Consider the following 24,548-nt stretch of genomic DNA (forward strand, 5'->3'; position numbering starts at 1 on the left):
CTAACATGTTTAAAGCGACTCAATTGAGTAAGAAATTTAATCAAAACTATGCACTGCAAAATTTAAATCTAGAGGTAAATGCCGGAGAGATTTTTTGCTTATTGGGTGCTAATGGTGCGGGCAAAAGTACAACCTTGAATTTATTCCTCGGTTTTTTAACGCCGTCAGACGGCAGTGCGAGTGTGTGTGGATTTTGCCCTCAGTCAGCTCCTTTAGAAGTGCGCAGGCGCACTTTGTACATTCCGGAAAATGTTGCCTTATATGAGGATTTGACTGGCTTTGAAAACCTTCAGTACTTAAGCGCACTTGCAGGAGTTAAGAATAGAAATAAAGCGACGCTAGAAGATATCTTGGATAAGGCCGGCTTAGCTTCAACTGCCTTTCATAAAAGGACTAAGGAGTATTCAAAGGGGATGCGCCAAAAAGTGGGGATTGCGCTTGCTATCGCCAAAGATGCAAAGGCATTGCTGTTAGATGAACCTACCTCTGGGCTTGACCCTAAAGCGAGTGTTGATTTTCATAACTTAATAAGCGAACAACGCTCTCGTGGTGCGGCGATACTGATGGCAACACATGATTTATTTAGAGCAAAGGAAGTAGCTGACCGCGTTGGCGTAATGCGCCAAGGAAAACTCACTAGAGTAATGTCAACGGATACATTATCAGCGAATGCCTTAGAGGAAATATATCTTCAAGAAATGGCCTAAGGCATATTTTGGATGTTAACTTCTTGTCCTTGTGTTAAGCGCTCTGCTCCACGCACCACTACCTTATCTGACTCTGAGAGTGTATTAGGGGGGATGGCCCGCACAGCAACTAAGTCTTCTGCCCCTAAGCCGACCTGAACCGATACTAAATCAACTTTTCCTTCAGAAGATACACGAGCCACATGTGTACCGCTTTGACGAATGATAATAGCATCTCGATTGACCAAGAGTTCTGCGCTTTTTGAAGGCAATAGTAGTTGAGCATCGATAAGCTGGCCGACCGCAAAGTTGGCGATTATGCCATGTGATATTTTAGCCCTCACTTCAAAGGTTTGAGAGCGCGGATCTGTTGCCGGTATTATTGATACAATCTGAGCATATGACTCTGGGCCACTTGAGTTTGCATACTCATCTTCAGCGGTATTTTTATTTGCGGCCGATATCATTGTTTTATCATCAGCGATGAACCTCACTTTACTTGTTTTGTTTATAAAGGGTAAGTGTTTTACAGGCACATACATTCGCACTTCAAGATTATCTGTATCAATAAATCGTAATAACTCTTCTGCACGATTAACCTCTCTACCTTCACGAATAAAGCGTTGACTGACGACGCCTGAAAAATGCGCTTTAATTTGTGCTCTTTCAAGCTGATGATCAATCTCTTTAATGGCAAGTTCAGCCAGTGCAATATCTGACAACGCAAGGTCGTGACGATTTTGAAGTATGTCCAATTGTGTAATCGCCGCGCTGTTGGTTTGCGCGAGCTTCTTTATGCGCGAAAGCTCTTGTTTATGAAGTTTCAGGTTAACATTCGCTCGATTCATCATTTCTTGCTGACGTGCTTTTTCGATTTCAAGCGCAAAAGTATCAATTGAGGCCAACACGCCACCTTTTTCTATACGCTCACCAGGCTCCGCTAAATAGGTCAAACGACCGTCAATGCCAGCGGTTAATACAACATCTTGTTTTCCATGCACAGTGCCAGTAACCATTATTTTTGTTTCAATTACATCATATTGTACAGGCTCTACCGTGACTGGCACCGAAGCGCTTGCTGTGTTTATAAAATAAAACATCGTTAAGACACTCAAAACATAAAGCTTCGTCATCATGCATTTCTCCCTACTGCGGCTACATTTTTTTGCGTTCCTAGTTGAAGCAAACATGGCATTAATATTAATGTGAAGATTGCACAAACCGCCATTCCACCCACAATCACACTCGCAAGTCCACGGTAAATTTCTGAGCCAGCTCCGGGTACCAGCATTAATGGAAGCATCCCAACAAGGCTTGTGAGCGTGCTTAAATATATGGGGCGAGCCCTTTGCTGAACTGCCTGCATTACAGCGACCTGTCGAGACAATCCCGTGCTTTCTCCCTTGCGCGTCTGGTCAACTAACAATATGGCGTTGTTAACAACTAGGCCGAGTAAAATAATGAAACCAATCATTGTCAGCAAATCCAGTGATTGAAAGCTAAATAGATTCAAAAAGAACAATGCCAACACGCCTCCAGCTAGGGCAAGTGGCATAATCAACAATACTAAAAGACTATCAATGACCGATTTAAACAAGCCAACTAGCAGTAAAAACAGGATCATCATCGCTAAGGCAAAGTTAATACCCATCTGGTGAATGGCAAGGTTTAGATCTTGCGTATTTCCCGATAGCAAAACACTGACTGATTCAGCTACTTCACTTCTAATACTCGGTAAAATAGCGCTTTGTAAAATACTCTGAGCCTGCTCTAAACTCATATCATCTGGAGGCGTAATTATTATCGACACTGTTCGATTTCCGTTGACTCTGCGTAACTGACTCGGGCCCACCGTTCGTTCTATATGTGAGAGTTCCCCCAATGTTTGTATACCCGAATTTGGTGTATAAATTGGCAAGTTACTGAGCGCTTCTACACTTTCCCAAGGAGTCGAGCGCAAAATTACATTTAGTCTTTCATTGCCGTTGAAATACTCGTTAACAAACAAACCGCCTGTAAAGGCTTGAACCGCAACAGAAACATCCTGTCGATTGAGTCCTGCCTGAGTGATCCGTCTATCATTTGGTGTAAGTCTTAATTCAGGCTCGGCGATATCGAGCGAAGGTTGCGCCCTCGCTGATGCCTCTGGGAAAGACTCCTTTAACAAATCCAAGGTTTTTTGAGCACCCAAAATCAGGTCGTTAAGGTCTGGCCCAACAAAATCAACATTTATATTTCTGCCGTCACCACCACTGTTAACTTGTATCATCGACGCTCTTGAAACAAAGGCCTGGGTGTCGGGCAAATCTAAAAACACCTCATTTCTTGTTATATCAATCAACTCGTCTACGCGCATCGGGTCGGCTGAGTAGATAAAACCTCCTGCTACAGTGCCAAACACATAGAAATTGAAGTCTTTTATCGCTGGCTCTCTTTCACCAAGATAGTAGGGCATTAATCTGTCTTTTATGCGCTGCATCACTTCGTCTTCAAGATACTCTATATTCGCGCCTGGCGGAGACACCAGAGAGAAAAAGAAACCATCAGTGGGTGCTCGTGGCATAAAATCTGTTTTTGGCATAAGTGTCATAATGATAAAAAACGCGCCACCAAGTAAACCTGCTATCCATGAAAATTGTTTGGCCCTTGAGTTAGAAAGTTGCATAACGAACTTACTTAATCGATGCCAGTAATGAATGTAAGGGTCGTCTTTTGTACTGTGCTTTGGAAACATATAATTTAGAAGTGGAATAAGTGTCAGTGCACATAGAAGCGAGGAAACAACGGCGATTGATAAGGTCAGTGCTAAATCAGAAAACAACTGACCTTCAACACCTTCTAAAAAAACGATAGGCAAAAATATGGCGACCGTAGTGGCGGTAGATGCTAATAATGCAGCCGACACTTGTCGAGTGCCTAACAAGGCTGTTTTGAATCTGTCTAAGCTATTTGTTTTTTGACTGCTTATGTTTTCCTGCACAATAATCGCAGCGTCAATAACTAATCCAACAGCGAAGGCAAGGCCCGCTAAGGAAACTACATTGATACTTCGTTCAAATATGTTTAACGCAATTAATGCCACCAACAAGGAAACGGGTATTGTGCAAGCAACAAAAAATGTTCTTTTGACGTCTCTAAAGAATAAACTCAAAATCAAACAGGATAATAAAACCCCTAACCCAAGATTATCTCGCACCAGCGCAAGTGCATTTCGTATATGCACCGAAGCGTCAAAACTTAGTTCCATCTGCAAACTCGCTAATTTAAGAGGGCCCTGATTTAACTCTTTGATAGCGATATTGAGTTCATCTAACACTTCAACTGTGTTGGCGTCATTGCTTTTAACTAGACGAATATAATAGGCAGGCTTACCATTTCGTCCTACCATACTCGTGCGGTCAGAAAATGTTTCGCGCGCGCTTGCTATGTCTCTAAGATAAATCGGTCGCTGGTCTGAATAGGCAACACGCATATTTAACAAGTCATCTAACGAATACTGACCAGTGAATCGAACGGTATATTGACGCCTTCCGACACTAGACAGGCCAGCGGAGGTATCTTGCGCAGCATTGAGCGTTTGCCGAAGATCACTTATGTTTACGCCATAAGCTGCGGCCTTATAAGGATTGAATTCAATGCGTAATTCTCGGCTTCTCTCACTATCCAAATTAACACTTGCAACCCCTTTTATTTGAGCTAGACGCGGCTCAACAACTTCATCCATTACTTTTTGGTAGCGCGACATATCAAAACTTAAATCTATATCTTCAGTATCCGTTTTTGTCACCAATAAGGTAGCGACGGAATTTCCTCCTCTGCTACCGCCACCGGCGGTCACTACTGGGTCTATGGCATCTAATGGAAGAGGGGGAGTCTGGTTTAAACTGGTCAGTACATTTAGCATTGCCTCTTGCATATCTGTCCCTACAGCAAAAGTGAGTGTGATTGTGCCTTGTCCACTCGAGATTTGAGTTTCCACACGTAACGCGCCCGGTGTATTTTTCACCGCATTCTCGATAGGTTCAATAATGACGGACTCGACTTCTTCTGGCGCAGCTTGTCGCCATCCTGAGTAGATTGATATCTGGGGCTGCTGTATATCTGGGGTAAGCTGGATGGGCAGTTTATAGATGCTCATCACACCCAAAAGGAGAATCAAAATTAGTGAGATGAAAACACTACTGGGGCTTTTTAGTGCTCGGTAAGTTATGTTCATTATTATTTATTTCGTTGTGCATATAATTGCATAGGCGCATCCTTCTTCTTATGATATCAATAAATCTGATATAATATAACATAATATTTTGCTTCATCAGGTTTGATATCAGCGCTGTAAAAGAATGCTTGATACAATGACGCTTTTATATTGAGCGAGCACAATGCACTTCAAAACAATACAACGGCTTGATTCCCAAGGTTTGCTTATCAAAATTAGCTTTTATTTGGTTCTCGCTGAATGTTGTCGAGGAATTGAGCGAAGCCATGTCGCCATTTCTCGCCTATTGGTGGACAAATGTACTTTGCCAACATTAGCAAGTACTCTGCTCGCAATGTGCAGGTCGATACAGAGAACAATTAAGTGTTGTTGGGAAATTTCATCTTGTGAGATGCAATCGTCAATGCGATGCAAAATGTAAGCATAAATTCAATGCTAATTCGTTAAAAAACGTACAAGCCTAATCTGCCACACAATTTAAAAAATACAGAACGATGTAAAAGCAAGATTCAACAATTTGCACACTGATACATTGCCAGAGCGCAAAACATACGCGGTCTACAGGGTAGGGCGCTACAAGTCGATGTCCCACAAATGTCCCACAAAAACCCCATTCACGACCCACTATGGCCCCATTGGCGTCGCACAAAATAAAGTTGGTGATATTTTATGCAGAGAAGAGTTCGCTAAGTGCTTGAAAAATAAGTTGGTGGACGCTACTGCGGTTCGTCACGGTGTGATTGAACCAGTCTCGCCTTGCATGTCTGATGATGTTTAAAAGAAAGGAGTGGTGGACGCTACTGCGGTTCGTCACGGTGTGATTGAACCAGTCTCGCCTTGCATGTCTGATGATGTTTAAAAGAAAGGAGTGGTGGACGCTACTGCGGTTCGTCACGGTGTGATTGAACTAGTCTCGCCTTGCATGTCTGATGATGTTTAAAAGAAAGGAGTGGTGGACGCTACTGCGGTTCGTCACGGTGTGATTGAACCAGTCTCGCCTTGCATGTCTGATGATGTTTAAAAGAAAGGAGTGGTGGACGCTACTGGGCTTGAACCAGTGACCCTCGCCTTGTAAGGGCGATGCTCTCCCAACTGAGCTAAGCGTCCATTGTATTGATTTAATTGAAGAAAAGATGGTGGACGCTACTGTGGTTCGTCACGGTGTGATTGAACCAGTCTCGCCACGCATACCCACTGTACTCAAAAAAAGAAAGTGGTGGACGCTACTGGGCTTGAACCAGTGACCCTCGCCTTGTAAGGGCGATGCTCTCCCAACTGAGCTAAGCGTCCGTTATTTTCCTTCGAGCCACGGGCTTTAACCAATGACCCTCGCCCCTCTTTTGTAAAAGGCGGTGATGCTTGCTCTTCTTTCCAACTGAGCTAAGCGTCCGTTATTTTCCTTCGAGCCACGGGCTTTAACCAGTGACCCTCGCCCCTCTTTTGTAAAAGGCGGCGATGCTTGCTCTTCTTTCCAACTGAGCTAAGCATCCGTTGTTGTTCTTCTCACTCACCAGCATGTGATACTCAGCAAGTGGACGCGTATTATAGAGTTGAGTCGCTCGGTGTCAATACGAAATCTGATAAAATTGAGCTAAGCGGGCAAAAATTCCGCAAATTATGCAAATTAATTAGCGAAAGGTATTAATCGGGGCATGAGCTTGAAGGCTCCTCAAGCAACATTAAAAATATTCCGCATTACTTCGCAGCTTGGTCTTTGAGTTGTGTCTGTAAACCGTTAAACTACCTTAAAAGGTTTTTAAGGAAATTTGATGTCAGTTGTTACTCGTTTTGCCCCCAGCCCCACCGGTTTTTTGCATGTTGGAGGCGCGCGCACCGCTCTTTACTCATGGCTATATGCTAAAAGCCAAGGCGGTAAATTTGTGCTTAGAATTGAAGATACCGACGTTGAGCGGTCAACCGAGCAGGCAAAACAAGCCATCTTAGACGGTATGCAATGGTTAGGTCTTGAGCATGATTTAGGGCCGTATTATCAAACAGAGCGTTTTGATACTTACAATCAATACATCGACCAACTGATAGAAAAAGGCTTGGCTTATCGTTGCTATATGAGCAGCGATGAGTTAAACGCGATAAGAGAAGAACAAGAGAAGAATGGAGAAAAACCGCGCTACCCTGGCACATGGAGAGACAGAACCGACTATCCGGAAGATGCGCCATTCGCCATTCGTTTTAAAAATCCGAAAGAGGGCAGTGTGGTTTTTAAAGACCACGTGCGAGGCGAAATTACTATTTCGAATGCAGAGCTAGACGACTTGGTGATTCGTCGCTCTGACGGCACACCCACTTATAATTTTTGTGTTGTTATTGACGATTGGGAAATGGGGATCACCCATGTGGTGCGCGGTGAAGATCATATCAACAACACGCCTCGACAAATCAACATATTAAAAGCGCTTGGCGCTCCTGTTCCTGAATATGCGCATGTCTCGATGATTTTAGGTGATGATGGCAAAAAACTGTCAAAGCGTCATGGTGCAGTAAGCGTGATGCAGTACCGAGACGACGGCTTTCTGCCTCAAGCAGTGCTCAACTATCTCGTGCGTTTAGGTTGGTCACATGGCGATCAAGAAGTTTTTTCAGTAGACGAGATGATTCAGCACTTTAGCCTTGACCATATCAGTAAATCGGCTAGTGCTTTTAATACCGAAAAACTCATTTGGTTGAATCAACATTATATTAAAACCTTGCCAGCCAGCGAGGTTGCCGAGCATGCGATTTGGCATTTTGCCCAACAGGGGATTGATGTTTCTAACGGACCCGCGGTAGCGGACGTGATTAAAGTGCAGGCAGACAGAGTAGATACTCTGAAACAGCTAGCAGAAATCAGCGGTTATTTTTTTGAGGATTTTGCCGAATTTGATGCTAACGCTGCGAAAAAACACTTACGTCCGGTTGCAAAAGAAGCATTAATTGAAGTGAAAAAAGCGTTGGAGAGCATTTCCGATTGGACGGCAGAAAACATTCAAAATGCTATTAACCAAACCGCTGAGGCTTTGGGCGTTGGCATGGGTAAAGTTGGAATGCCACTGAGGGTTGCTGTAACCGGCTCGGGTAACTCCCCATCCCTTGATGTAACGCTGGCGTTGTTAAAACAATCGACGGTTGCGCAAAGAATAATCAAAGCTATTGAATTTATAGAAAATAGGGAAAATTCTTAAAAAAATCGTTGACATAAAAGGGGTGGATGCCTAGAATGCGCCCCGCTGTCACGGAACTGTAGCATTGCTTACGGCTTCAACGACTGGGGCCATAGCTCAGCTGGGAGAGCGCTTGCATGGCATGCAAGAGGTCGGCGGTTCGATCCCGCCTGGCTCCACCAAATTTCGTGCAGTATGTACTAGGTTTAGATAAGGTAAAGTGTTTAGAATTGACATCCTTCATTAGGTCGCTCAGTTCGCATGGCTCACTTCGGTGGGTTGAATTGGCATCTTCAATAAGGTCGCTCAGTTCGCATGGCTCACTTCGCCTTACAGAAATTTATCAACGCGTTGCGTTGATAAGCAAAATTTCTGTCCCCTTCGTCTAGAGGCCTAGGACACCGCCCTTTCACGGCGGTAACAGGGGTTCGAATCCCCTAGGGGACGCCATTTTCTCAGTGTTAATTGAGAGCTCGGTAGAGCATAAATACACAGTTCTAGGATCAGATAAGGTGAAGTCTGGGTTGAATTGGCATCTTCAATAAGGTCGCTCAGTTCGCATTGCTCACTTCGCCTTACAGAAATTTATCAACGCGTTGCGTTGATAATCAAAATTTCTGTCCCCTTCGTCTAGAGGCCTAGGACACCGCCCTTTCACGGCGGTAACAGGGGTTCGAATCCCCTAGGGGACGCCAAATAAAAAAACCAGCCTCGTGCTGGTTTTTTTATTTGGAGTAATCTATTAGATATGAGAAGCCCTCCGGGTTCGACAACATTGCGTTCAAGCAATGTTGCACGCGCTTTAGCGCGCCCTAAGGCTTTTTAACATGAATCCCTGCTTGCATGTCCAGCGATGCCAATTAACCAGCCTTGTGCTGGTTTTTTTATTTGGGGTAATCTAACAGATATGAGAAGCCCTAGTGGATTCGACGTATCTCAACCTTGGCCACCGAGCTGCGCCAATCAAATACCGCTGAGTCTAAATCAGCTTGTCCGTTTACCCCAGCTGCAATATGCACAAAGCCTTCATCATTTGCAGATTCTGGCGATGCCCCTTCACCTTGGCAAAATGGTCCGGGAATGCTTGAGCAAAGTTCGTTGTTAGCCTCACTACCTGCGTCATAGGCCTCTGCAAAAACGGTTGTTGCGTTCCCTGACGGAAGGCGTATGTTATTTATCGCCACAAAGGTATCATTGGTAGGAATAAGCATAGCAGCCATACTAAAGCGTCTAAATTTGCGCTTACCCTCAATTTCAAAGCTAATTGATTCACCGGGCCCTAGAAGCCCCGGCGAAACAGCAGTTGAGCCTACTAGGCTAGCTTCGCCATCTAATACTTCCTGAAGCGGCGCTACATTTCCTGATTCGGCAAGCTCGGCAAGAGGAGCGCTTGCTGGTTCGCCGAGTTCAAAAAAGCTAATTCGCTTTTTATGTGTTGCGCCTAAAATGGGGGTAAAGGTTTGTCCTTTTGTGATATTGGTAACCGTTACCTCATAGCGAAGTCCATCGGCGTAACTTAGTGCAGATGCGCTTAACAAAGTGAGTGCTGTGATGCTCAGTAGTGCTTTTTTCATGACAGTTTCCTTTAAAGTGTCAAAATCATTAAATTGAATTAAGCACGTACCACTTATCACCATGCTTAAATATCACCTTAAAATTCAAATCTCACAAAATGGTCACGCTCAGAGAATAAAAACATCACAAAGCGATTACTGAAATTTTTACTCAAATACACTTTTATCGTACTATGCGCGCCTCTCATATAACTAAATTAAACTTGCAGCGGGTGGCTATGCAGATTTTTCTTGCGCCAATGGAAGGCGTTGTTGACCATTTGATGCGCGATATGCTGACGCAAATTGGCGGGTTTGATTTGTGCGTAACTGAATTTGTGCGGGTTGTTAACCAACTACATCCTAAAAAAACTTTCTATAAAATTTGCCCTGAGCTGCATCACAATGGCTTTACGCCCGCAGGAACCCCCGTGCGAGTGCAACTTTTAGGGCAAGAGCCCTGTTGGCTTGCTGAGAATGCTTTACGTGCGATCGAACTCGGTTCACATGGTCTCGACTTAAACTTTGGCTGCCCGGCTAAAACCGTTAATAAAAGTAAAGGTGGGGCGGTGTTATTAAAAGAGCCGCAAGCTCTCTATGATATTGTCAGTGCGGTACGCCAAGCCGTGCCTGCGCAGCATATCGTTAGTGCAAAGATACGCTTAGGGTTTGACGATACCTCGCTTGCGCTCGAAAATGCCGATGCCATAACCCAAGCTGGGGCAAATTTACTTACCGTCCATGCTCGAACAAAGGTAGACGGGTATAAGCCACCCGCATACTGGGATTGGATTGCTAAAATAAAGGCACATTCTCCCATTTCGCTTATCGCTAATGGCGAGATTTGGAGCGCGCAAGATGCAAAGCATTGTCGGCAGCAAAGCGCAACCGATGACATCATGCTGGGTCGCGGTGCCCTGTCACTGCCCAACTTGGCTCGCTGCATTAAATACGATGAGGCGCCTATGACTTGGGAAGAACTCAAACGTTTACTTATTAAGTATTCGGGCTACGAAATCTTTGGCGATAAAGGCCGTTACTATCCAAACCGCATTAAACAATGGCTTGGATATTTGCAGCGCGAGTATAGTCAAGCTGAAGTCTTATTTCAGCAAATCAGAACGCTGCGTGATTCGCAAGATATTGTAAGGCAAATAGAGCGCTAGCCCAGCACTGTTCTTTTGCAAATTATTTGCATGAATGGCGTTTGGCATTTACTCTTAATGCGATATCAATCAGCCCAAGGAACGACATGCAAGCTATGCATAAGACATTCAAACATAATAAAAAAATGGGTGTGGCTTTGGCATTATCCGCGCTGCTGCTCACAGCATGCAGCGACGATAAAGAAGCGCAAAGCTCCCAACAATACGACAAAAGCAATCCTTTCCCGAGCACCTATCAACGCATTGAGTCTGCGCCGGTGGTGATAAGCAACGTAACAATACTCGACGGCATCGGGAATAAAATCACAGAAGGTGCCATTTTACTCGAAGACGGAAAAATTACCGAAGTGGGCGAGGATGTATCAACGCCCTCGGGCGCTATCGAAATTGATGGCACTGGTAAATGGGTTACTCCGGGCATTATCGATAATCACAGTCACCTAGGTGTGTATCCGTCGCCGGGTACGCGCTCACATTCAGATGGTAACGAGATGACCGGGCCGGTAACCGCTGAGGTTTGGGCAGAGCATAGTATTTGGCCGCAAGACCCTGGCTTTCAACGCGCCCTTGCTGGTGGTGTTACCGCTTTGCAAATACTGCCGGGCTCTGCCAATTTATTTGGTGGTCGCAGCGTGACGGTAAAGAACTTACCAAATCGTACTATGCAAGACATGAAGTTTCCTGAAGCGCCTTACGGCATAAAAATGGCGTGTGGTGAAAACCCCAAACGCGTTTATGGTAGCAAAGGCGGTCCTATGACCCGTATGGCAAACGTCGCCGGCTATCGCAAAGCGTGGATTGAAGCCCAAGAGTATCAGAAAAAATGGGCTGACTTTAACGCAGCTAGTGAAGCAGGCACCGCGGGCGATCCGCCAAAACGAGACCTAAGGCTTGAAACGCTTGCTGGCGTGCTAGACGGCGAGATTTTAGTGCACATGCATTGCTATCGCGCGGACGAAATGACCGTGATGATGGACGTAATGAAGGAATTTGATTATAAAATCGGCACCTTCCATCATGCAGTTGAATCTTACAAAATAGCAGATAAGCTAGCTGAAAACGGCGTATGCAGTGCAATGTGGGCAGACTGGTGGGGCTTTAAAATGGAAGCCTACGACGGTATCCGTGAAAATATCCCAATGGTGCATAATGCAGGCGCATGCGCGATTGTGCATTCTGACGACGACATCGGCATTCAGCGTTTAAATCAGGAAGCGGCAAAAGCATGGTCTGATGGTCGCCGTGCTGGTATTGACATCAGTCAAGCTGAGGCATGGCAGTGGTTATCGGCTAACCCCGCGAAATCATTGGGCATCTTTGAGCACACAGGCTCGTTAGAAGAAGGCAAGAATGCCGATGTGGTTCTGTGGTCAGCAGACCCATTTTCTACCTACACCCAAGCTGAAAAAGTGTTTATTGACGGCGCACTTGTATACGACAGAAGTGAACCTGCCACTTGGCCGGTAAGTGATTTTGAATTAGGCCAAATAGCGCAAGGAGATGCCAAATGAATTTTGTTAAACAGACAATAAGTTTCTTCGTTGGTACCTCTATTTTAGCCAGTAGTGCACTGGTGCAGGCAGAGAAGATAGCAATTACGGGTGCGCAAATTCATACGATGGCGTCTGCGGGTGTGATTGAAGAGGGCACCTTGTTATTAGACAAGGGCAAAATTCAACAAGTGCTCGACTCAAAATCAGTGCCGTCAGGTTATCGAGAGATTGACGCTTCTGGCAAAGTTGTGACCCCGGGGTTTATTGGCGCACTAACCTCACTGGGCTTGCAGGAAGTAAGTTTGTCTGCTGGGATTGTAGATGCGCGTGTAGATGCGCACCCGGTATCACCTGTTGGCGCGGCATATGACGTGCAGTACGGCGTGAATGCAGATTCGACTCTACTACCTATTACACGAGTTGAGGGCTTTACGCATGCCGTAACTGGCTTAAGTCGCACTGGACAGTTGTTTAACGGTCAGGGAGCTGTCATAAGTCTAAGCGGTGAGTTTGATGCTGTAGTCAAGCCTCAGGCCTATGTGCACGTGGATGTGAGTGAAAACGGCGCTGATACGAATGGTGAGAGTCGAGCTGCGATGTGGGTAGCGCTTAATCAAAGCCTCGATGAAGCGATGTTTGCTGCAAATGTCGATTTAAGTCCCACTGAAGACTGGGAGGGGATGATTACCCGTGCTGATGCAAAAGCCCTTATGCCGGTATTGAAAGGCGAGGTTCCATTATTGGTAACCGCTAACCGTGCGTCAGATATTTTGCAGGCGCTTGCCATTAAGCAACGATACAGCAATGTAGATTTAGTATTAGTAAATGCGGTAGAGGGCTGGCGAGTAGCGGAGCAAATCGCAGAGGCACAGGTTCCGGTTATCTTAAACCCTGAGAATAACCTGCCAGGTGGTTTTGACCAGCTTGGCGCTACCTTGGAAAACGCGGCAAGATTACATAAGGCTGGAGTATTGGTGGCTATTGGTATGGACACCCACAATATTCGCTTAGCACCTCAACATGCAGGTAACGCGGTAGCTAATGGCTTACCCCATGCTGCGGGCATTGCTTCATTGACTTTGAATATTGCGAAGATATTTGGCTTAACTGATACTCTGGGCAGTTTAGAGCCGGGTAAAGAAGCTAGCTTAGTAATCTGGTCGGGCGACCCCTTAGAGGTAACGCAGGCTGCAGAACAAGTGTTTATTAAAGGTGAACCCGTTGAAATGACCTCACGTCAAATTCAGCTTAGAGACCGCTATATGAAGCGCGACCCAGCAAAGCCTGTTGGATACACGCGATAAATTGGCCTTGTTTCTGTAATTGTGTTTTACACTAGTGGTTAGGCCCTCGTTCACTACTAAACAAGATAACAAGCGCTAAACTACTTGATACTTAAAAACCCGTTACATGCTTATCATGTAGCGGTTTTTTTGTATTTGAACGCATTTTCTTATTGGTTTTTCTGCCGTGTTATTGCTTGATCACTCCCACCAAACGATCAGATAAGAACTCAACAATCATCGGCTGCGCCTCAGCAGTTGGATGTATGCCATCGTTTTGCATTAGCCCAGGCACTAGCGCAATGTCTTGTAAGAAGAAAGGAATAAGGGGTACATCGTATTCTTTTGCAAGTTCATGATAGTTCTGCACGAATAGATTGGTATATCGGCGTCCATAATTGGTGGGAATTTGTATCTCTTGCAGAATAACACTCACGCCTTCGCTTTCAGCGAGCTCAATCATTTGCGCTAGATTCTGCTTAATTTTATTCGGGTTATGACCTTGCAGCCCGTTATTGCCGCCAAGCTCAATGTACAGATGCGTGGGCTGATGTAGGTCAAGCAAGCGCGGTAAGCGCGCCAGCCCTCCGTCGGTGGTATCACCGCTGATGGCGGCATTCACTACGTCGATATTCTGTCCGTTTTGTTCCCATTTATCGCTCAATAATGAGACCCAGCCCTGGGCTGCTGTTAGCCCGTAGGCGGCACTTAAACTGTCACCGAGTACTAATAATTTATATTCGCTTACATTTTTGTAATCTGTATTTGGGTTTGCAGCCTGATCTGAATGGGCGATAATCGGGAATAAAAGAGCAATGAAAAAAATACACTTAGCCAGCGCTTGAAAGCCGCGCTGACCACTGATGTTACTGCAGGATGAGAAAACTGACACTATGACCACGGCCTCTACAATTATTGAAACAAAAAGTCTGATTAAAAAAGTCACTACGAGTGAAGGAGAATTACAGATCCTTCAGCCCATTAGCTTTAGCGTTAAACAGGGAGAATCGGTCGCCATTATAGGGGCGTCTGGGTCGGGTAAGTCAACTTTACTTGGATTATTGGCGGGCTTAGATGAAGTAAGTGGGGGACACATCTTTTTAGACGGTGAGGCGCTGCATGATATGGATGAAGAAAAGCGCGCTCGCACGCGTGGAGAAAAAGTCGGCTTTATCTTTCAAAGCTTTATGTTAGTGCAAAGTCTCACCGCGCTTGAAAATATCATGCTGCCCGCTGAAATTGCAGGTTTAGATAAGCCAAAACAGCGAGCGCAAGAAATCTTAAAGCAAGTAGGTTTGGATCATCGTGCTAATCATTTCCCCAACCAGCTGTCGGGCGGTGAACAACAGCGAGTCGCGATTGCGCGCGCGTTCATCACTAATCCCAAAATACTGTTTGCCGACGAGCCTACCGGCAATCTCGACTCCAACAACTCGCATAAAGTTGAAGAGCTGTTGTTTAAACTTAACCAAGACTCAGACACCACGCTTATTCTAGTGACACACGACGACGAGCTCGCCAGTCGCTGTCAACGTCAACTGCGCATGAGCGCCGGCGAATTGAGTGAAGAAACGCAGCATCTTAAAGTGATAGCTGGAGGCGAATGATATGGGGATGTCGTTTCAGTTAGCTTGGCGTTTGTTTAAGCATGAGGCCAGACGTGGTGAGCTCACAATTATACTTCTTGCAATTGTACTATCTGTTGCTTCTGTATTGTCGTTGTCCTTATTCAGTGAGAGGTTACAGCAAGCCCTAACCGATCGTAGCGCTGAATTTATTGCCGCGGACAGCCAGCTGCGCTCGCGCACCCCGGTAGATGAGAACTGGATACTAGAGGCACAAAGTCGCGGGCTAAACACGGCCTTTCAAATTTCGACTCGCTCAATGGTGTTTGCGGGCGATGCGCTGGCTTTATCTGATCTTAGAGCCGTAGACGAGAGTTATCCGCTGAAAGGTAGGGTAAAAGTGACCGACATTGCCTTTGGGCAGGGCGAAGAAGTTGCACGTTCGGTAGCTCCTGGCGAAGTATGGATTGATTCGCGATTGTTCCAGCTACTTGGTGTCGACAAAGGCGATAGCATTGAAATTGGTGATGCTAGTTTTGTGGTAACCGACATATTAAGCGAAATCCCAGATGCGGGATTTAGTGTGTTTAACACCGATCCGATGCTATTGATGAACGCACAGGATATTGCTGCGACCAATATCACAGGCCCGGGTAGTAGAGTGAGTTACAAATATTATTTTACCGGTGATAGTGCCAGCCTGGATGACTATTATGATTGGCTGCGCCCGCAAATGAACCGTGAAATTCATCGTTGGACCAGCATAGAAGACGACGAATCTCCCATTGGGCGTTCCATCGCCAGAGCTGAAGAGTACTTTCTGCTAGCCAGTTTACTCGCTATCGTGCTCGCCGCCGTGTCTATTGCAGTCGCCGCCCAGCGCTACAGTCAACGTCACTTCGACCCAGTAGCCATCATGAAAACCTTGGGCGCAAGCAAATCTATGGTGCGGCAAATTTATTTAATGCAAATCTGCTTTATCGCAGCGCTAGGTATTGTTCTTGGCGTCGTTGCTGGCTATCTCATTCAACAAGGGGTGGTTACTTTGCTGGCAGGACAGGTTGAGGTTGCACTCAATACTTGGTATTGGCGACCGCTGGGTATTGCAGTATTTACAGGGGTAACTTGCGCTTTACTGTTTTCTTTGTATCCCTTATTGCAGCTGTTTTCTGTACCGCCTTTGCGAGTGCTCAGAAAAGACATTCAATCGACGCTTTCTTCCCGTGCACTTCAGTTTGTTTTCTCTGGCAGTGCGGTATTTTTACTGATGTGGACCTATAGTCAGAATTTAATGATTAGCAGTATTTTGTTTGCCTCTGGGATTTTGCTGGTAATTAGTCTGCTGGGTATGACTTTTCTACTGATTATGCTTGGTCGCAAGCTTGGAAGTGGAAGCATGGGCGCGTGGACTTTGGCATGGGCCCGAATTCGCCGCCGGGCTATGGGCAATTCGGTGCAGCTCATTAGTTTCGCAATTACCATTATGTTGCTTCTGGTAGTTTTGGTTATGCGCAATGACATGGTCAAGCAATGGCGAGATCAGTTGCCCGAAGGCACGCCTAACTACTTTATCTCGAACGTAACCGAAGCACAGAAAGAAGGGCTTAAGGAGCATTTTACGGCCAACAATGTGCAGTATGAGAAGTTTTACCCGGTTGCACGCGGTCGTTTCGTATCCATCAATGATGAAAAAATCCGCACCGAAGTCACTAAAGAAGACGAAGAAGTAGCAAATGAAGGGCGTCAGGGTCTGGGCCGTGAGGCAAATTTGAGTTGGAGCACAGAGCTACAAACCGGAAACGTGATTGTTGACGGACAGTGGCACGACAATTGGCAGGAGGGCGATCCGGTGCCCTTATCGATTGAAACAGAGGTAGCTGGCCGCCTGAATATCGAACTGGGTGACGTGCTGACTTTTAACTTAGGCAGTGAGGTAATTACTGCGACGGTAACAAGCATGCGCGAGGTAGATTGGCAAACCTTGCAGCCTAACTTCTTTTTTGTTTTGCATCCCAAAGCGATGGAAAACTTTAGCGCCACTTACATCACCAGTTTTCATTTAGATGAATCTCGAAAAGCTGAGATTTCACGCATCATGGCGCCTTTTGCCAGCGTTACGCTCTTTGATGTTGATGCTAGAATCAATCAGCTGCGCGAAATTATTGATCAAGTGTCGTTAGCGGTAGAGTTTATTTTGGTTCTGGTGCTTATTGCTAGTGCATTGGTGCTGATTGCACAAGTGCAGGCCAGCATGGACGAAAGGCTACAAGAGCTTGCCATACTAAGAACCCTTGGCTTAAAGGGTGTCAGCATTCGTTTCAGCGTGATAAATGAGTTTCTGATCATTGGTACTGTCGCCGGGTTGATGGCGGCGCTAGCTAACGAATTTAGTTTATACATGTTGCAAACTGCAGTGTTTCAAATGCCGCCGTCGTTACATGCTGAGTATTGGGCAATAGCTCCTACGGTAGGCGCATTTGTGGTGGGCTTACTCGGCGCAATTGGTTGTTGGCGCTTGCTGTCACTTAATACTGGCCATCTTTTACGTAAAATGGTGTAGGGCTGGCTTAAACTTTTTATTTTGACCAGCCCACCATTAGGTGTTTGCCTTGGGTGCTTTGAAAGCATACTAAAAGCAGGCGTTTGCTGGCTGCATTAGTGCTACCGCCCAAGCTCAACCTGACCCGGTTTTACAGTGTATTTGCGCCAAATGCTAATTTACGTGCAGAAGTAACTGCTTCTAAGCGAGGAAAGAACCGTTCGCTTTTAGCCGAGCACCTAAAAGACTTAAATAAGCCATTCCATGCTCGCAGCATGACTCTGCTTATCCGGTCAACGGCCCAGAGCCCATAGCTGGCGCGTAAGAGCGATTATTTTGACATTATTCTTTACGCACGCCTCATAGATTGTAATGCCGAAACGAATCGCATCGGAAGACAGCCAGCATCTGGGAAGTGTGTTTTTCTACTCTTTTAAGTACTTTTCTAATTGCTCAAAGTAGCGGTCTACAAAATCGTTTAAGTCGAAGAACAGCGCAGACACTATTCTTCCAACATGAGATTCCTGGACAATTGTTTCGCTAATTTGAATTGTGGTTATCCCGTCAGTTTCGGAGAACTCTGCCAAATATTCTCCCTCAAATGGGCCAGACATTTTTAGCTCAATAATGCTATTTCTTTCTAATCGAACAACTTCAAACTCCACAGCAGGTCCACTACTCGGGGTTTCAATAAATTTGTTAGCACTCACAATTTCTACAGATTTTACGTCTTTTCGCCATTGAACTTGACCCTCCCAGTCACTCATAGTTTCCCACACCTTGCTGACTGGCACAGCGATCGCTTTGCTTGTAGAGACCTGGTGAGTTGTTGGTAGCGTATTGCCCCAGATAAAAATTACGACTACTAAAAATATTACGATACATGTTCCAACAATCACCATCTTCATAACAATTCACTCTCTCTTTGTGCATCAATCCATTTGGAGTCAATGCTCAGTTTCTTCGCAATCTTATCTTCGCTTGTCAATAACCTCCAAAATGGCGTGACTTTTGAAATATCTTTTCCTTGGTTTAGTTCGTCTATTGCTGCTTGAGCGGCTATCCTAATAAAGATTGATGTAGACACAGGGCAGGTTGCATCTGCTTTCCACTTTCGTGCAAGCTCATTTCGCAATCTCATAATGGTTCTGGTCTCACCAAACGGGATTTTCTTGATATATGAGTTAATAATTTTAGGTGTACCAACAAATAAAGTTTTACCTGCTTTAACGCCCGCGAAATCCTTGTCTAAAATGACAACTTTTTCCTGTTTTTCTGCATTTAGCTGCTCTTTTGCACTCTTTGCCATGGTTTCAGTTCATAAATTGCACTTGCACGGCATTATAACAGTTTGTAAAAAAAACCAAATAAGGCCGGTTTTTTCCTATTAAAATCATGGATATAGTCAAAAAAAACAGGGTTTTCGAAGGTGCAGGAGAAAGATACGATCGAGTAATAAGGCAAATTAACACGATTAGAACGATAAGCTGCATAGAGTTCATAGCCGCTGTCTGAGCATATTTGATAGAGAGTGTCCCGCATTTCACAATTGGGACGATCTAACATTGGTGTATTGGCCAATGCAGTGAGAGGCACCGATTCTTTGCTGCTAAGTGCGTGCTCTGATGAGATAACCACTTTATACGTTTCATAATATAGCTCGTCAGCACGATAAAGATCCGCATTGGCCTGAGTTGAAGTAACTACAATATCAAGAGTACCCTCGCGTAGGCCCTCTAATAATTCGCCATTGGAATTCACAATGAGCTCAATGTCAGCTTCTGGCTTATTGATTTGTTCGCATTGCAAACGCTAGTGTTTCTAAAAAACTGAGGTAATAATCCGAGAGACTGGCCCGCAAAAAGACGATAAACAGTCATATTTAGGTTTCAGTTTTTGTTATTTAAAACTGACATTGGGTCTTGCGAGTCAATTTTGGCGATTCTGTTTTTGCTGTAAACGAATATTCTACAGTGAAATAATAATGATATTAATCACCATTGCTTGATAGAAATCAGCCAGACATCCCCTATTTCAATAAAGTCAATAATATAGAGAGCTATTGAAATCTACTGAATAAAAACTCAATAAACAAAGATACTTGTTTGGGGGCGTAAGCTCTGCTTGGTTGCATGACCCAGATTGAAGTATGGCGATTATCACCTGACGCATCATAATTAGGAAGGACGTGGAGCAGCTTCCCGTTTTCGATATCATTCAGTACTGTCCAATCTGCCAAAAGTCCGATCCCCATGCTGTTAAGAACAAAATTTCGTATCATGCCGGCATTCGTTACTTGAATCTTTGGTTTAATCAACACGCTCTTAGTAGAACTCCCTTCTGAAAAATGCCATTGTTTGTTGAAATCTGAATAGTTAAAAGTGATTAGATGATGGTATTCTAAATCTTCAGGACTCATTATATCCCCCATTTTTTTTATATAATTTGGACTAGCGACCAAGAAGTACCTTACATCTAAAAGTTTTCTTGCGACAAGATTGCTATCGGGCAAATTTCCATGTCGAATGGCGACATCAATCTGATTTTCAATCAGGTTTAAGCGAGTATCAGACAATGTTAAATCTAATTCCACTTTCGGGTAGCGTTCACAAAACGATGTGAATATATCTGTTAAAGCGTGCTGAGCAAAAGTAGTTGATGCACTAATTCTTAGAGGCCCAGAAACAAGTTCACCACCAAATTTCATTGAATGATGAAGCTTATCCATTTCTTCTATAAGAGGGAAAACCCTTTGATAATAGTCAATACCAGCTTGCGTAGGTTTAAGGACCCGCGTGCTTCTGTGAAATAGTCTGGTGCTTAAGGAATCTTCTAGGTTAGCGATTGCCCTAGACACAGACGATGGTGACATATCAAGTTGCTTCGCAACTGCAGCAAAGCTCGCGTTTCGAAAAACAAGTAGAAAAAGCTTCTGTGATTCAATATTCATTCGTGCATTTTACGCACTAATGAATTGCTTTCAAGCCTATTTATCCTCACTCATTGCATCATTAATATAATCAACGAGCTAATTCAATAAGGATTTACTATGTCATATATACTTCGAATTGATGCCAGTCCTCGACATGATGATTCGCATTCTAGACAGTTAGCCGATGTTATTATTCAAAACCTGAGGCTAAAACATACCAGTATAGATGTTAAGCAGCGAGATATTTACTTAAATCCTATCGAGCACATATCAAACGATACAATTAATGGTTTCTTTTCTTCACCCGAACAGCTAACAAAAGATTTACTGGAGGCGACCCGCCTATCAGATGAACTAATAGCAGAATTGAAGGGAGCCCAGATTATTATAATTAGTTCGCCGCTTTACAACTTCTCAATTCCTTCCGGCCTTAAAGCTTGGATTGATCAAATTGTTCGCATTAATCAGACCTTTTCATATGACGAAACGGGCTTTAGCGGTTCAGTTGATGTGCCAGAGGCTTATCTTGCATTGTCATACGGTGCAGAAGGTTATGCGCCAGGAGGAGCACTAGCATCAATGAATTTCTTGGAGCCCTATCTTGTATCCTTGTTAGGATTTTTAGGCATTAAACAGACACATACCTTTAGGATTGAGGGAACAAGTGGTGATGCTGTAACCCTTTCAAATAACAAACAAATCATCACTAAACTCATCAAAGAAAACATTGTAGGAGTCAAAAACTCATGATACATAATTTTGAAAATAAGACCGTTGTAATATTTGGTGCAAGTCAAGGAATTGGCTTGGCGAGCGCGCACAAGTTTTGTGAATACGGAGCTCATGTCTTTCTGGCTGCGAGATCATTGAGTGTTATTGAAAAAGAAGCAAATAGACTCACAAATTTGGGATACAAAGCCTCAGCACTAAGCTGCGATATTAGCCAATTCAAGTCCGTTGAGGCGTGTATAGAGGAGGCAACGAAAAATAGTAATTTAGATTTTGTTATTAACAGTGCAGGTACGATAGACCCGCTTTCTACCTTGATTGATAGCGATCCAGCGGCGTGGGCGCATGCCGTAGATGTGAATGTTAAAGGAGCATATCATGCCATTAGAGCCAGCGCACCAGTGATGCGTAGTCAAGGATTTGGAACTATTGTGAGCTTGAGCTCTGGCGCAGCTAATAGCGTTTTAGAAGGTTGGAGTCATTATTGCTCAACAAAAGCCGCAGCGAAAAAGCTCACGGAAGTTGCAAACAAAGAACTAAGCCAATACAACATCAATGTTATTGGTTTATCTCCGGGGACGGTCGCCACTAAAATGATGGCAAAAATACGGGATGCCAAAATCAATGTGGTAAGCAATTTAGATTGGTCGGCACATATTTCACCAGAAGCGGTAGCCATAGCGCTTGCATATTTGTGCGGTCCTGATGGTAAGAAATTTGCCGGAACAGACTTTTCTCTAAAAACTGAGGAAGGTAAAAACCTTGTAGGCTTAAATAAATTGGGAGCAATAGAATGAACAACATAGTAAGAACCACGGTTATCCCCGTATTTTTAGGAATGTTTGCGGCCCAAAGCCTCGCACAAAAGCGTGACTTTCTTAGCCTTGAAGCTGCTCAGGCAGGAATTGCTGACTGCATTTTGTATGCTCAGCAAAACAATTTGAAATTCGCGATAGCAGTTTTGGATAGAGGAGGGAATACAGTAGCTTTCGCTAGAATGGATGATGTCTATCAAAAACAAGCTGAACTAGCCGTAATTAAAGCTGAGACAGCATCAACAACACCATTGAGCACTAAACAAATTAAGGATGCTGTGTCGAACAATCCGAGTTATCGTGGGTTAGCATTTGTCCCTGGAGTATCTACCGTTGAGGGGGGTGTCCCAATTCGTTTAACTTCGGGATACTCCGTCGGCGGTGTTGGAGTTTCTGGTTCTACCCCTGAGCTAGATGGGGTATGCGCTACTCGGGCAGCATCTGCTATATCAGAAAGATTACAAGTACCAAAATTATCGCAAAAATAAACGCCTAGCCACTGTCGCTATATCGCGCCGATTTCAACAGTAGTAGAGGGTGCTGTTGCTCTGCACCCATTTAAACTAAATATACCGCAGTATATTTGTAGACATGGCAGATCAAGGGGCGATGAATTATTATGTCGGTAGACTTAGCCCGTATGCTGTTAACAAGAGATAATAGATGGAAGAGTTCACGCTATCTTACACCGCGCAGTTGCTTGATACCGCGCCCAAACTTGTCTTACTTGGACTGTTATGCCAATTTTGCGACTGTGTTTTCAGTGTTTGACCGAGCTTTTGGAACCTATCGCGTTCCGGGACAATGTACGGTAGCCCTTGGTGTAAACGGCGTCAGTCAAACGAGTTTACTTAAGCAGTTGATTCATCCATTTAAATTAAGTTCTTACAAAAGCCACAAGGCAAAAAAAGAGCCTGAGGGTGGGTTAAATCATCTAAATACTTCACAATAAAACGCCACCGTTCACGGACGCTTTGTTCGCAGTTTGTTTGGCTCAAAGGGCAGCCCAAACGCCTTTGGCATTTAATTATTATTTACTCATCAAAAACGATAGACGAAACTTGAATTAGGTGATAAAAGCTTCCGCGAAATCGCTTTCCTCTTTGTGGGCGATTAATTGCTGCGCCAATTGTGGCCTTATCTTTCAAAAGATATACTCCAAAGCCCGCGGTTTATGGCTATCACGGCCCAACATTTCATTACGATGATTATCGACTCACAACAACCCTTATGAATATTGATATTTCTCGCTTTTATGCGCCAGACTCTTTCGCCAAAATTAAAGACTTTGCAAGTGAACTTGAAACTCCTTGTTTGGTTATTGACACTGATGTGGTTAACAAACAGTACACTGAACTTAGCTCGCATTTTCCTGACGCGAAAATCTATTATGCGGTAAAAGCAAACCCAGAAAAGCCCGTGCTTGAGCTACTCAATCAGAAGCGCTCTAACTTTGACATTGCGTCGACCTATGAACTAGAGAGAGTATTGGCAGTTGGGGTGACACCCGAGCGTATCAGCTTTGGCAATACCATTAAAAAGCGAAAAGATATCGCATATTTTTACGAAAAGGGTATTCGTTTATACGCGACTGATTCAAAGGCTGACTTACGAAATATTGCTGAATTTGCGCCGGGTTCGAAGGTGTATGTACGGATATTAACAGAGGGCAGTCAAACGGCAGACTGGCCGCTGTCTCGAAAGTTTGGATGCCAGAACGACATGGCGATAGACCTCATGATATTGGCCAAAGAGCTGGGCTTAGTGCCTTACGGCGTATCATTTCATGTGGGCTCACAGCAGCGCGATATAGGTGCATGGGACTCGGCGATTTCAAAAGTGAGTCATATCTTTAAACGTTTGCAAGACGAACATGATATTACCTTGAAAATGATGAATATGGGGGGCGGATTTCCTGCAAATTACTCGTCTCATACCCAATCGCTTGACGTGTATGCAGCGCAAATAACACATTTTCTTGAGGCGAATTTTAAAGACGACATGCCAGAGATTTTTCTTGAGCCAGGTCGGTCTTTAGTAGCACCGGCAGGCATGTTAATAAGTGAAGTGGTGCTGATTTCACGCAAAGATAAATTTGCTCTACATCGTTGGGTCTACACAGATGTTGGAAAATTTTCAGGCCTAGCGGAAACCTTAGACGAATCCATAAAATACACCATTTATTGTGACAAAGACGGTGAAGAAGAAGGCGCTGTCATTGCCGGCCCAACATGCGACAGTGCCGACATCATGTACGAAAATTATAAACCTATGTTGCCCTTGACCTTAGACATTGGTGATAGGCTTTATTGGTTCTCAACGGGGGCTTATACCGCCACCTATAGCGCGATAGAATTCAATGGCTTCCCACCGCTGAGAACCTACTGCATATAATCGTCGTTTTTGTGAGTTG

20 protein-coding genes and 5 tRNA genes are annotated in these 24,548 nt (G+C 44.5%); 15 read left to right on the plus strand and 10 right to left on the minus strand.

Features of this window, described 5'->3' with window-relative positions; translation table 11 throughout:
* Positions 1 to 5 precede the first annotated feature (5 nt).
* Entirely contained in the window at positions 6 to 707 is a 702-nt protein-coding gene (locus ACFO4O_RS02325) for an ABC transporter ATP-binding protein (protein WP_382405698.1), read from the plus strand.
* Here the strand turns inward: ACFO4O_RS02325 and ACFO4O_RS02330 are convergent.
* Together ACFO4O_RS02330 and ACFO4O_RS02335 are read right to left on the minus strand one after the other, a co-directional pair.
* Complete coding sequence (locus ACFO4O_RS02330; RefSeq protein ID WP_382405700.1) at positions 704 to 1,822, minus strand: efflux RND transporter periplasmic adaptor subunit; 1,119 nt, start codon at positions 1,820 to 1,822, stop codon at positions 704 to 706. The two genes, ACFO4O_RS02325 and ACFO4O_RS02330, sit on opposite strands and share 4 nt — an antisense overlap.
* Positions 1,819 to 4,902: an efflux RND transporter permease subunit gene (locus tag ACFO4O_RS02335; RefSeq protein ID WP_382405702.1), complete on the minus strand. Its 3,084-nt coding sequence runs from the start codon at positions 4,900 to 4,902 to the stop codon at positions 1,819 to 1,821. The genes ACFO4O_RS02330 and ACFO4O_RS02335 overlap by 4 nt, the downstream gene beginning before the upstream one ends.
* A 583-nt stretch (positions 4,903 to 5,485) precedes the next feature.
* Between ACFO4O_RS02335 and ACFO4O_RS02340 the strand changes: the two genes are divergently transcribed.
* Positions 5,486 to 5,680: a hypothetical protein gene (locus tag ACFO4O_RS02340; RefSeq protein WP_382405703.1), complete on the plus strand. Its 195-nt coding sequence runs from the start codon at positions 5,486 to 5,488 to the stop codon at positions 5,678 to 5,680.
* 253 nt (positions 5,681 to 5,933) lie between these two features.
* On the opposite strand, the gene ACFO4O_RS02345 is transcribed toward ACFO4O_RS02340, so the two are convergent.
* Positions 5,934 to 6,009: transfer RNA gene (locus tag ACFO4O_RS02345), tRNA-Val, on the minus strand.
* A 107-nt stretch (positions 6,010 to 6,116) separates the two neighbouring features.
* Positions 6,117 to 6,192 (minus strand) — tRNA-Val (locus ACFO4O_RS02350).
* A 479-nt stretch (positions 6,193 to 6,671) separates the two neighbouring features.
* On the opposite strand from ACFO4O_RS02350, the gene gltX reads away from it, so the two are divergent.
* From gltX to ACFO4O_RS02370, 4 genes are all read left to right on the plus strand, one after another.
* Positions 6,672 to 8,081, plus strand: a complete 1,410-nt coding sequence (gene gltX, locus ACFO4O_RS02355) for a glutamate--tRNA ligase (RefSeq protein ID WP_382405704.1) — start codon at positions 6,672 to 6,674, stop codon at positions 8,079 to 8,081.
* An 85-nt stretch (positions 8,082 to 8,166) separates the two neighbouring features.
* A tRNA-Ala gene (locus ACFO4O_RS02360) sits at positions 8,167 to 8,242 on the plus strand.
* 192 nt (positions 8,243 to 8,434) lie between these two features.
* A tRNA-Glu gene (locus tag ACFO4O_RS02365) sits at positions 8,435 to 8,510 on the plus strand.
* Positions 8,511 to 8,679: 169 nt separating this feature from the next.
* Positions 8,680 to 8,755, plus strand: a tRNA-Glu gene (locus ACFO4O_RS02370).
* Positions 8,756 to 8,977: 222 nt separating this feature from the next.
* On the opposite strand, the gene ACFO4O_RS02375 is transcribed toward ACFO4O_RS02370, so the two are convergent.
* A complete protein-coding gene (locus tag ACFO4O_RS02375) occupies positions 8,978 to 9,634 on the minus strand; it encodes a spondin domain-containing protein (RefSeq protein ID WP_382405705.1) in 657 nt (218 codons plus the stop codon).
* 218 nt (positions 9,635 to 9,852) lie between these two features.
* Between ACFO4O_RS02375 and dusC the strand changes: the two genes are divergently transcribed.
* The 3 genes from dusC (at position 9,853) to ACFO4O_RS02390 (ending at position 13,576) form a co-directional block, all read left to right on the plus strand.
* A complete protein-coding gene (gene dusC / locus ACFO4O_RS02380) occupies positions 9,853 to 10,779 on the plus strand; it encodes a tRNA dihydrouridine(16) synthase DusC (RefSeq protein ID WP_382405706.1) in 927 nt (308 codons plus the stop codon).
* Between the two features lie 95 nt (positions 10,780 to 10,874).
* The gene (locus ACFO4O_RS02385) at positions 10,875 to 12,290 is read left to right on the plus strand and encodes an amidohydrolase (protein WP_382408192.1); all 1,416 of its coding nucleotides are present in this window, start codon (positions 10,875 to 10,877) and stop codon (positions 12,288 to 12,290) included.
* Entirely contained in the window at positions 12,287 to 13,576 is a 1,290-nt protein-coding gene (locus tag ACFO4O_RS02390; protein ID WP_382405707.1) for an amidohydrolase family protein, read from the plus strand. The genes ACFO4O_RS02385 and ACFO4O_RS02390 overlap by 4 nt, the downstream gene beginning before the upstream one ends.
* 169 nt (positions 13,577 to 13,745) lie before the next feature.
* Here ACFO4O_RS02390 and ACFO4O_RS02395 read toward each other — a convergent pair whose 3' ends face one another.
* Entirely contained in the window at positions 13,746 to 14,393 is a 648-nt protein-coding gene (locus tag ACFO4O_RS02395; protein ID WP_382408194.1) for an arylesterase, read from the minus strand.
* A 55-nt stretch (positions 14,394 to 14,448) separates the two neighbouring features.
* On the opposite strand from ACFO4O_RS02395, the gene ACFO4O_RS02400 reads away from it, so the two are divergent.
* Positions 14,449 to 15,162: an ABC transporter ATP-binding protein gene (locus ACFO4O_RS02400; RefSeq protein WP_382405709.1), complete on the plus strand. Its 714-nt coding sequence runs from the start codon at positions 14,449 to 14,451 to the stop codon at positions 15,160 to 15,162.
* A 1-nt stretch (position 15,163) separates the two neighbouring features.
* Positions 15,164 to 17,680, plus strand: a complete 2,517-nt coding sequence (locus tag ACFO4O_RS02405; protein ID WP_382405710.1) for an ABC transporter permease — start codon at positions 15,164 to 15,166, stop codon at positions 17,678 to 17,680.
* Between the two features lie 404 nt (positions 17,681 to 18,084).
* Here the strand turns inward: ACFO4O_RS02405 and ACFO4O_RS02410 are convergent, their stop codons facing one another.
* The 4 genes from ACFO4O_RS02410 to ACFO4O_RS02425 form a co-directional block, all read right to left on the minus strand.
* Positions 18,085 to 18,567: an SRPBCC family protein gene (locus tag ACFO4O_RS02410; RefSeq protein ID WP_382405711.1), complete on the minus strand. Its 483-nt coding sequence runs from the start codon at positions 18,565 to 18,567 to the stop codon at positions 18,085 to 18,087.
* Positions 18,564 to 18,968: a hypothetical protein gene (locus ACFO4O_RS02415; protein ID WP_382405712.1), complete on the minus strand. Its 405-nt coding sequence runs from the start codon at positions 18,966 to 18,968 to the stop codon at positions 18,564 to 18,566. Before ACFO4O_RS02415 ends, ACFO4O_RS02410 begins: the two co-directional genes overlap by 4 nt.
* A gap of 32 nt (positions 18,969 to 19,000) precedes the next feature.
* Positions 19,001 to 19,468: a LysR family transcriptional regulator substrate-binding protein gene (locus ACFO4O_RS02420; RefSeq protein ID WP_382405713.1), complete on the minus strand. Its 468-nt coding sequence runs from the start codon at positions 19,466 to 19,468 to the stop codon at positions 19,001 to 19,003.
* Between the two features lie 250 nt (positions 19,469 to 19,718).
* Entirely contained in the window at positions 19,719 to 20,609 is an 891-nt protein-coding gene (locus tag ACFO4O_RS02425) for a LysR family transcriptional regulator (RefSeq protein ID WP_382405715.1), read from the minus strand.
* Positions 20,610 to 20,708: 99 nt separating this feature from the next.
* Here ACFO4O_RS02425 and ACFO4O_RS02430 point away from each other — a divergent pair, with 99 nt between their 5' ends.
* From ACFO4O_RS02430 to ACFO4O_RS02445, 4 genes are all read left to right on the plus strand, one after another.
* Entirely contained in the window at positions 20,709 to 21,341 is a 633-nt protein-coding gene (locus ACFO4O_RS02430) for an FMN-dependent NADH-azoreductase (RefSeq protein ID WP_382405716.1), read from the plus strand.
* Positions 21,338 to 22,117 (plus strand): SDR family oxidoreductase, encoded by a 780-nt coding sequence (locus tag ACFO4O_RS02435; protein WP_382405717.1) that lies wholly within the window; start codon positions 21,338 to 21,340, stop codon positions 22,115 to 22,117. The genes ACFO4O_RS02430 and ACFO4O_RS02435 overlap by 4 nt, the downstream gene beginning before the upstream one ends.
* On the plus strand, positions 22,114 to 22,623 hold the full coding sequence (locus ACFO4O_RS02440) for a GlcG/HbpS family heme-binding protein (protein ID WP_382405718.1): 510 nt from the start codon (positions 22,114 to 22,116) through the stop codon (positions 22,621 to 22,623). The genes ACFO4O_RS02435 and ACFO4O_RS02440 overlap by 4 nt, the downstream gene beginning before the upstream one ends.
* 742 nt (positions 22,624 to 23,365) lie before the next feature.
* Positions 23,366 to 24,529, plus strand: coding sequence for a type III PLP-dependent enzyme (locus ACFO4O_RS02445; RefSeq protein WP_382405719.1), 1,164 nt, complete (start codon positions 23,366 to 23,368; stop codon positions 24,527 to 24,529).
* Positions 24,530 to 24,548: the final 19 nt, after the last annotated feature.

The sequence above is a fragment of the Glaciecola siphonariae genome (assembly GCF_042652645.1).
Classification (GTDB): Bacteria; Pseudomonadota; Gammaproteobacteria; order Enterobacterales; family Alteromonadaceae; genus Glaciecola; species Glaciecola siphonariae.

Bases quoted from the DNA above. Each gene is read 5' to 3' on its own strand.
- ACFO4O_RS02325 (WP_382405698.1), top strand. From the start codon at position 6: ATGTTTAAAGCGACTCAATTGAGTAAGAAATTTAATCAAAACTATGCA.
- ACFO4O_RS02330 (WP_382405700.1), bottom strand. From the start codon at position 1,822: ATGATGACGAAGCTTTATGTTTTGAGTGTCTTAACGATGTTTTATTTT.
- ACFO4O_RS02335 (WP_382405702.1), bottom strand. From the start codon at position 4,902: ATGAACATAACTTACCGAGCACTAAAAAGCCCCAGTAGTGTTTTCATC.
- ACFO4O_RS02340 (WP_382405703.1), top strand. From the start codon at position 5,486: ATGTCCCACAAATGTCCCACAAAAACCCCATTCACGACCCACTATGGC.
- gltX (WP_382405704.1), top strand. From the start codon at position 6,672: ATGTCAGTTGTTACTCGTTTTGCCCCCAGCCCCACCGGTTTTTTGCAT.
- ACFO4O_RS02375 (WP_382405705.1), bottom strand. From the start codon at position 9,634: ATGAAAAAAGCACTACTGAGCATCACAGCACTCACTTTGTTAAGCGCA.
- dusC (WP_382405706.1), top strand. From the start codon at position 9,853: ATGCAGATTTTTCTTGCGCCAATGGAAGGCGTTGTTGACCATTTGATG.
- ACFO4O_RS02385 (WP_382408192.1), top strand. From the start codon at position 10,875: ATGCATAAGACATTCAAACATAATAAAAAAATGGGTGTGGCTTTGGCA.
- ACFO4O_RS02390 (WP_382405707.1), top strand. From the start codon at position 12,287: ATGAATTTTGTTAAACAGACAATAAGTTTCTTCGTTGGTACCTCTATT.
- ACFO4O_RS02400 (WP_382405709.1), top strand. From the start codon at position 14,449: ATGACCACGGCCTCTACAATTATTGAAACAAAAAGTCTGATTAAAAAA.
- ACFO4O_RS02405 (WP_382405710.1), top strand. From the start codon at position 15,164: ATGGGGATGTCGTTTCAGTTAGCTTGGCGTTTGTTTAAGCATGAGGCC.
- ACFO4O_RS02410 (WP_382405711.1), bottom strand. From the start codon at position 18,567: ATGAAGATGGTGATTGTTGGAACATGTATCGTAATATTTTTAGTAGTC.
- ACFO4O_RS02415 (WP_382405712.1), bottom strand. From the start codon at position 18,968: ATGGCAAAGAGTGCAAAAGAGCAGCTAAATGCAGAAAAACAGGAAAAA.
- ACFO4O_RS02425 (WP_382405715.1), bottom strand. From the start codon at position 20,609: ATGAATATTGAATCACAGAAGCTTTTTCTACTTGTTTTTCGAAACGCG.
- ACFO4O_RS02430 (WP_382405716.1), top strand. From the start codon at position 20,709: ATGTCATATATACTTCGAATTGATGCCAGTCCTCGACATGATGATTCG.
- ACFO4O_RS02435 (WP_382405717.1), top strand. From the start codon at position 21,338: ATGATACATAATTTTGAAAATAAGACCGTTGTAATATTTGGTGCAAGT.
- ACFO4O_RS02440 (WP_382405718.1), top strand. From the start codon at position 22,114: ATGAACAACATAGTAAGAACCACGGTTATCCCCGTATTTTTAGGAATG.
- ACFO4O_RS02445 (WP_382405719.1), top strand. From the start codon at position 23,366: ATGAATATTGATATTTCTCGCTTTTATGCGCCAGACTCTTTCGCCAAA.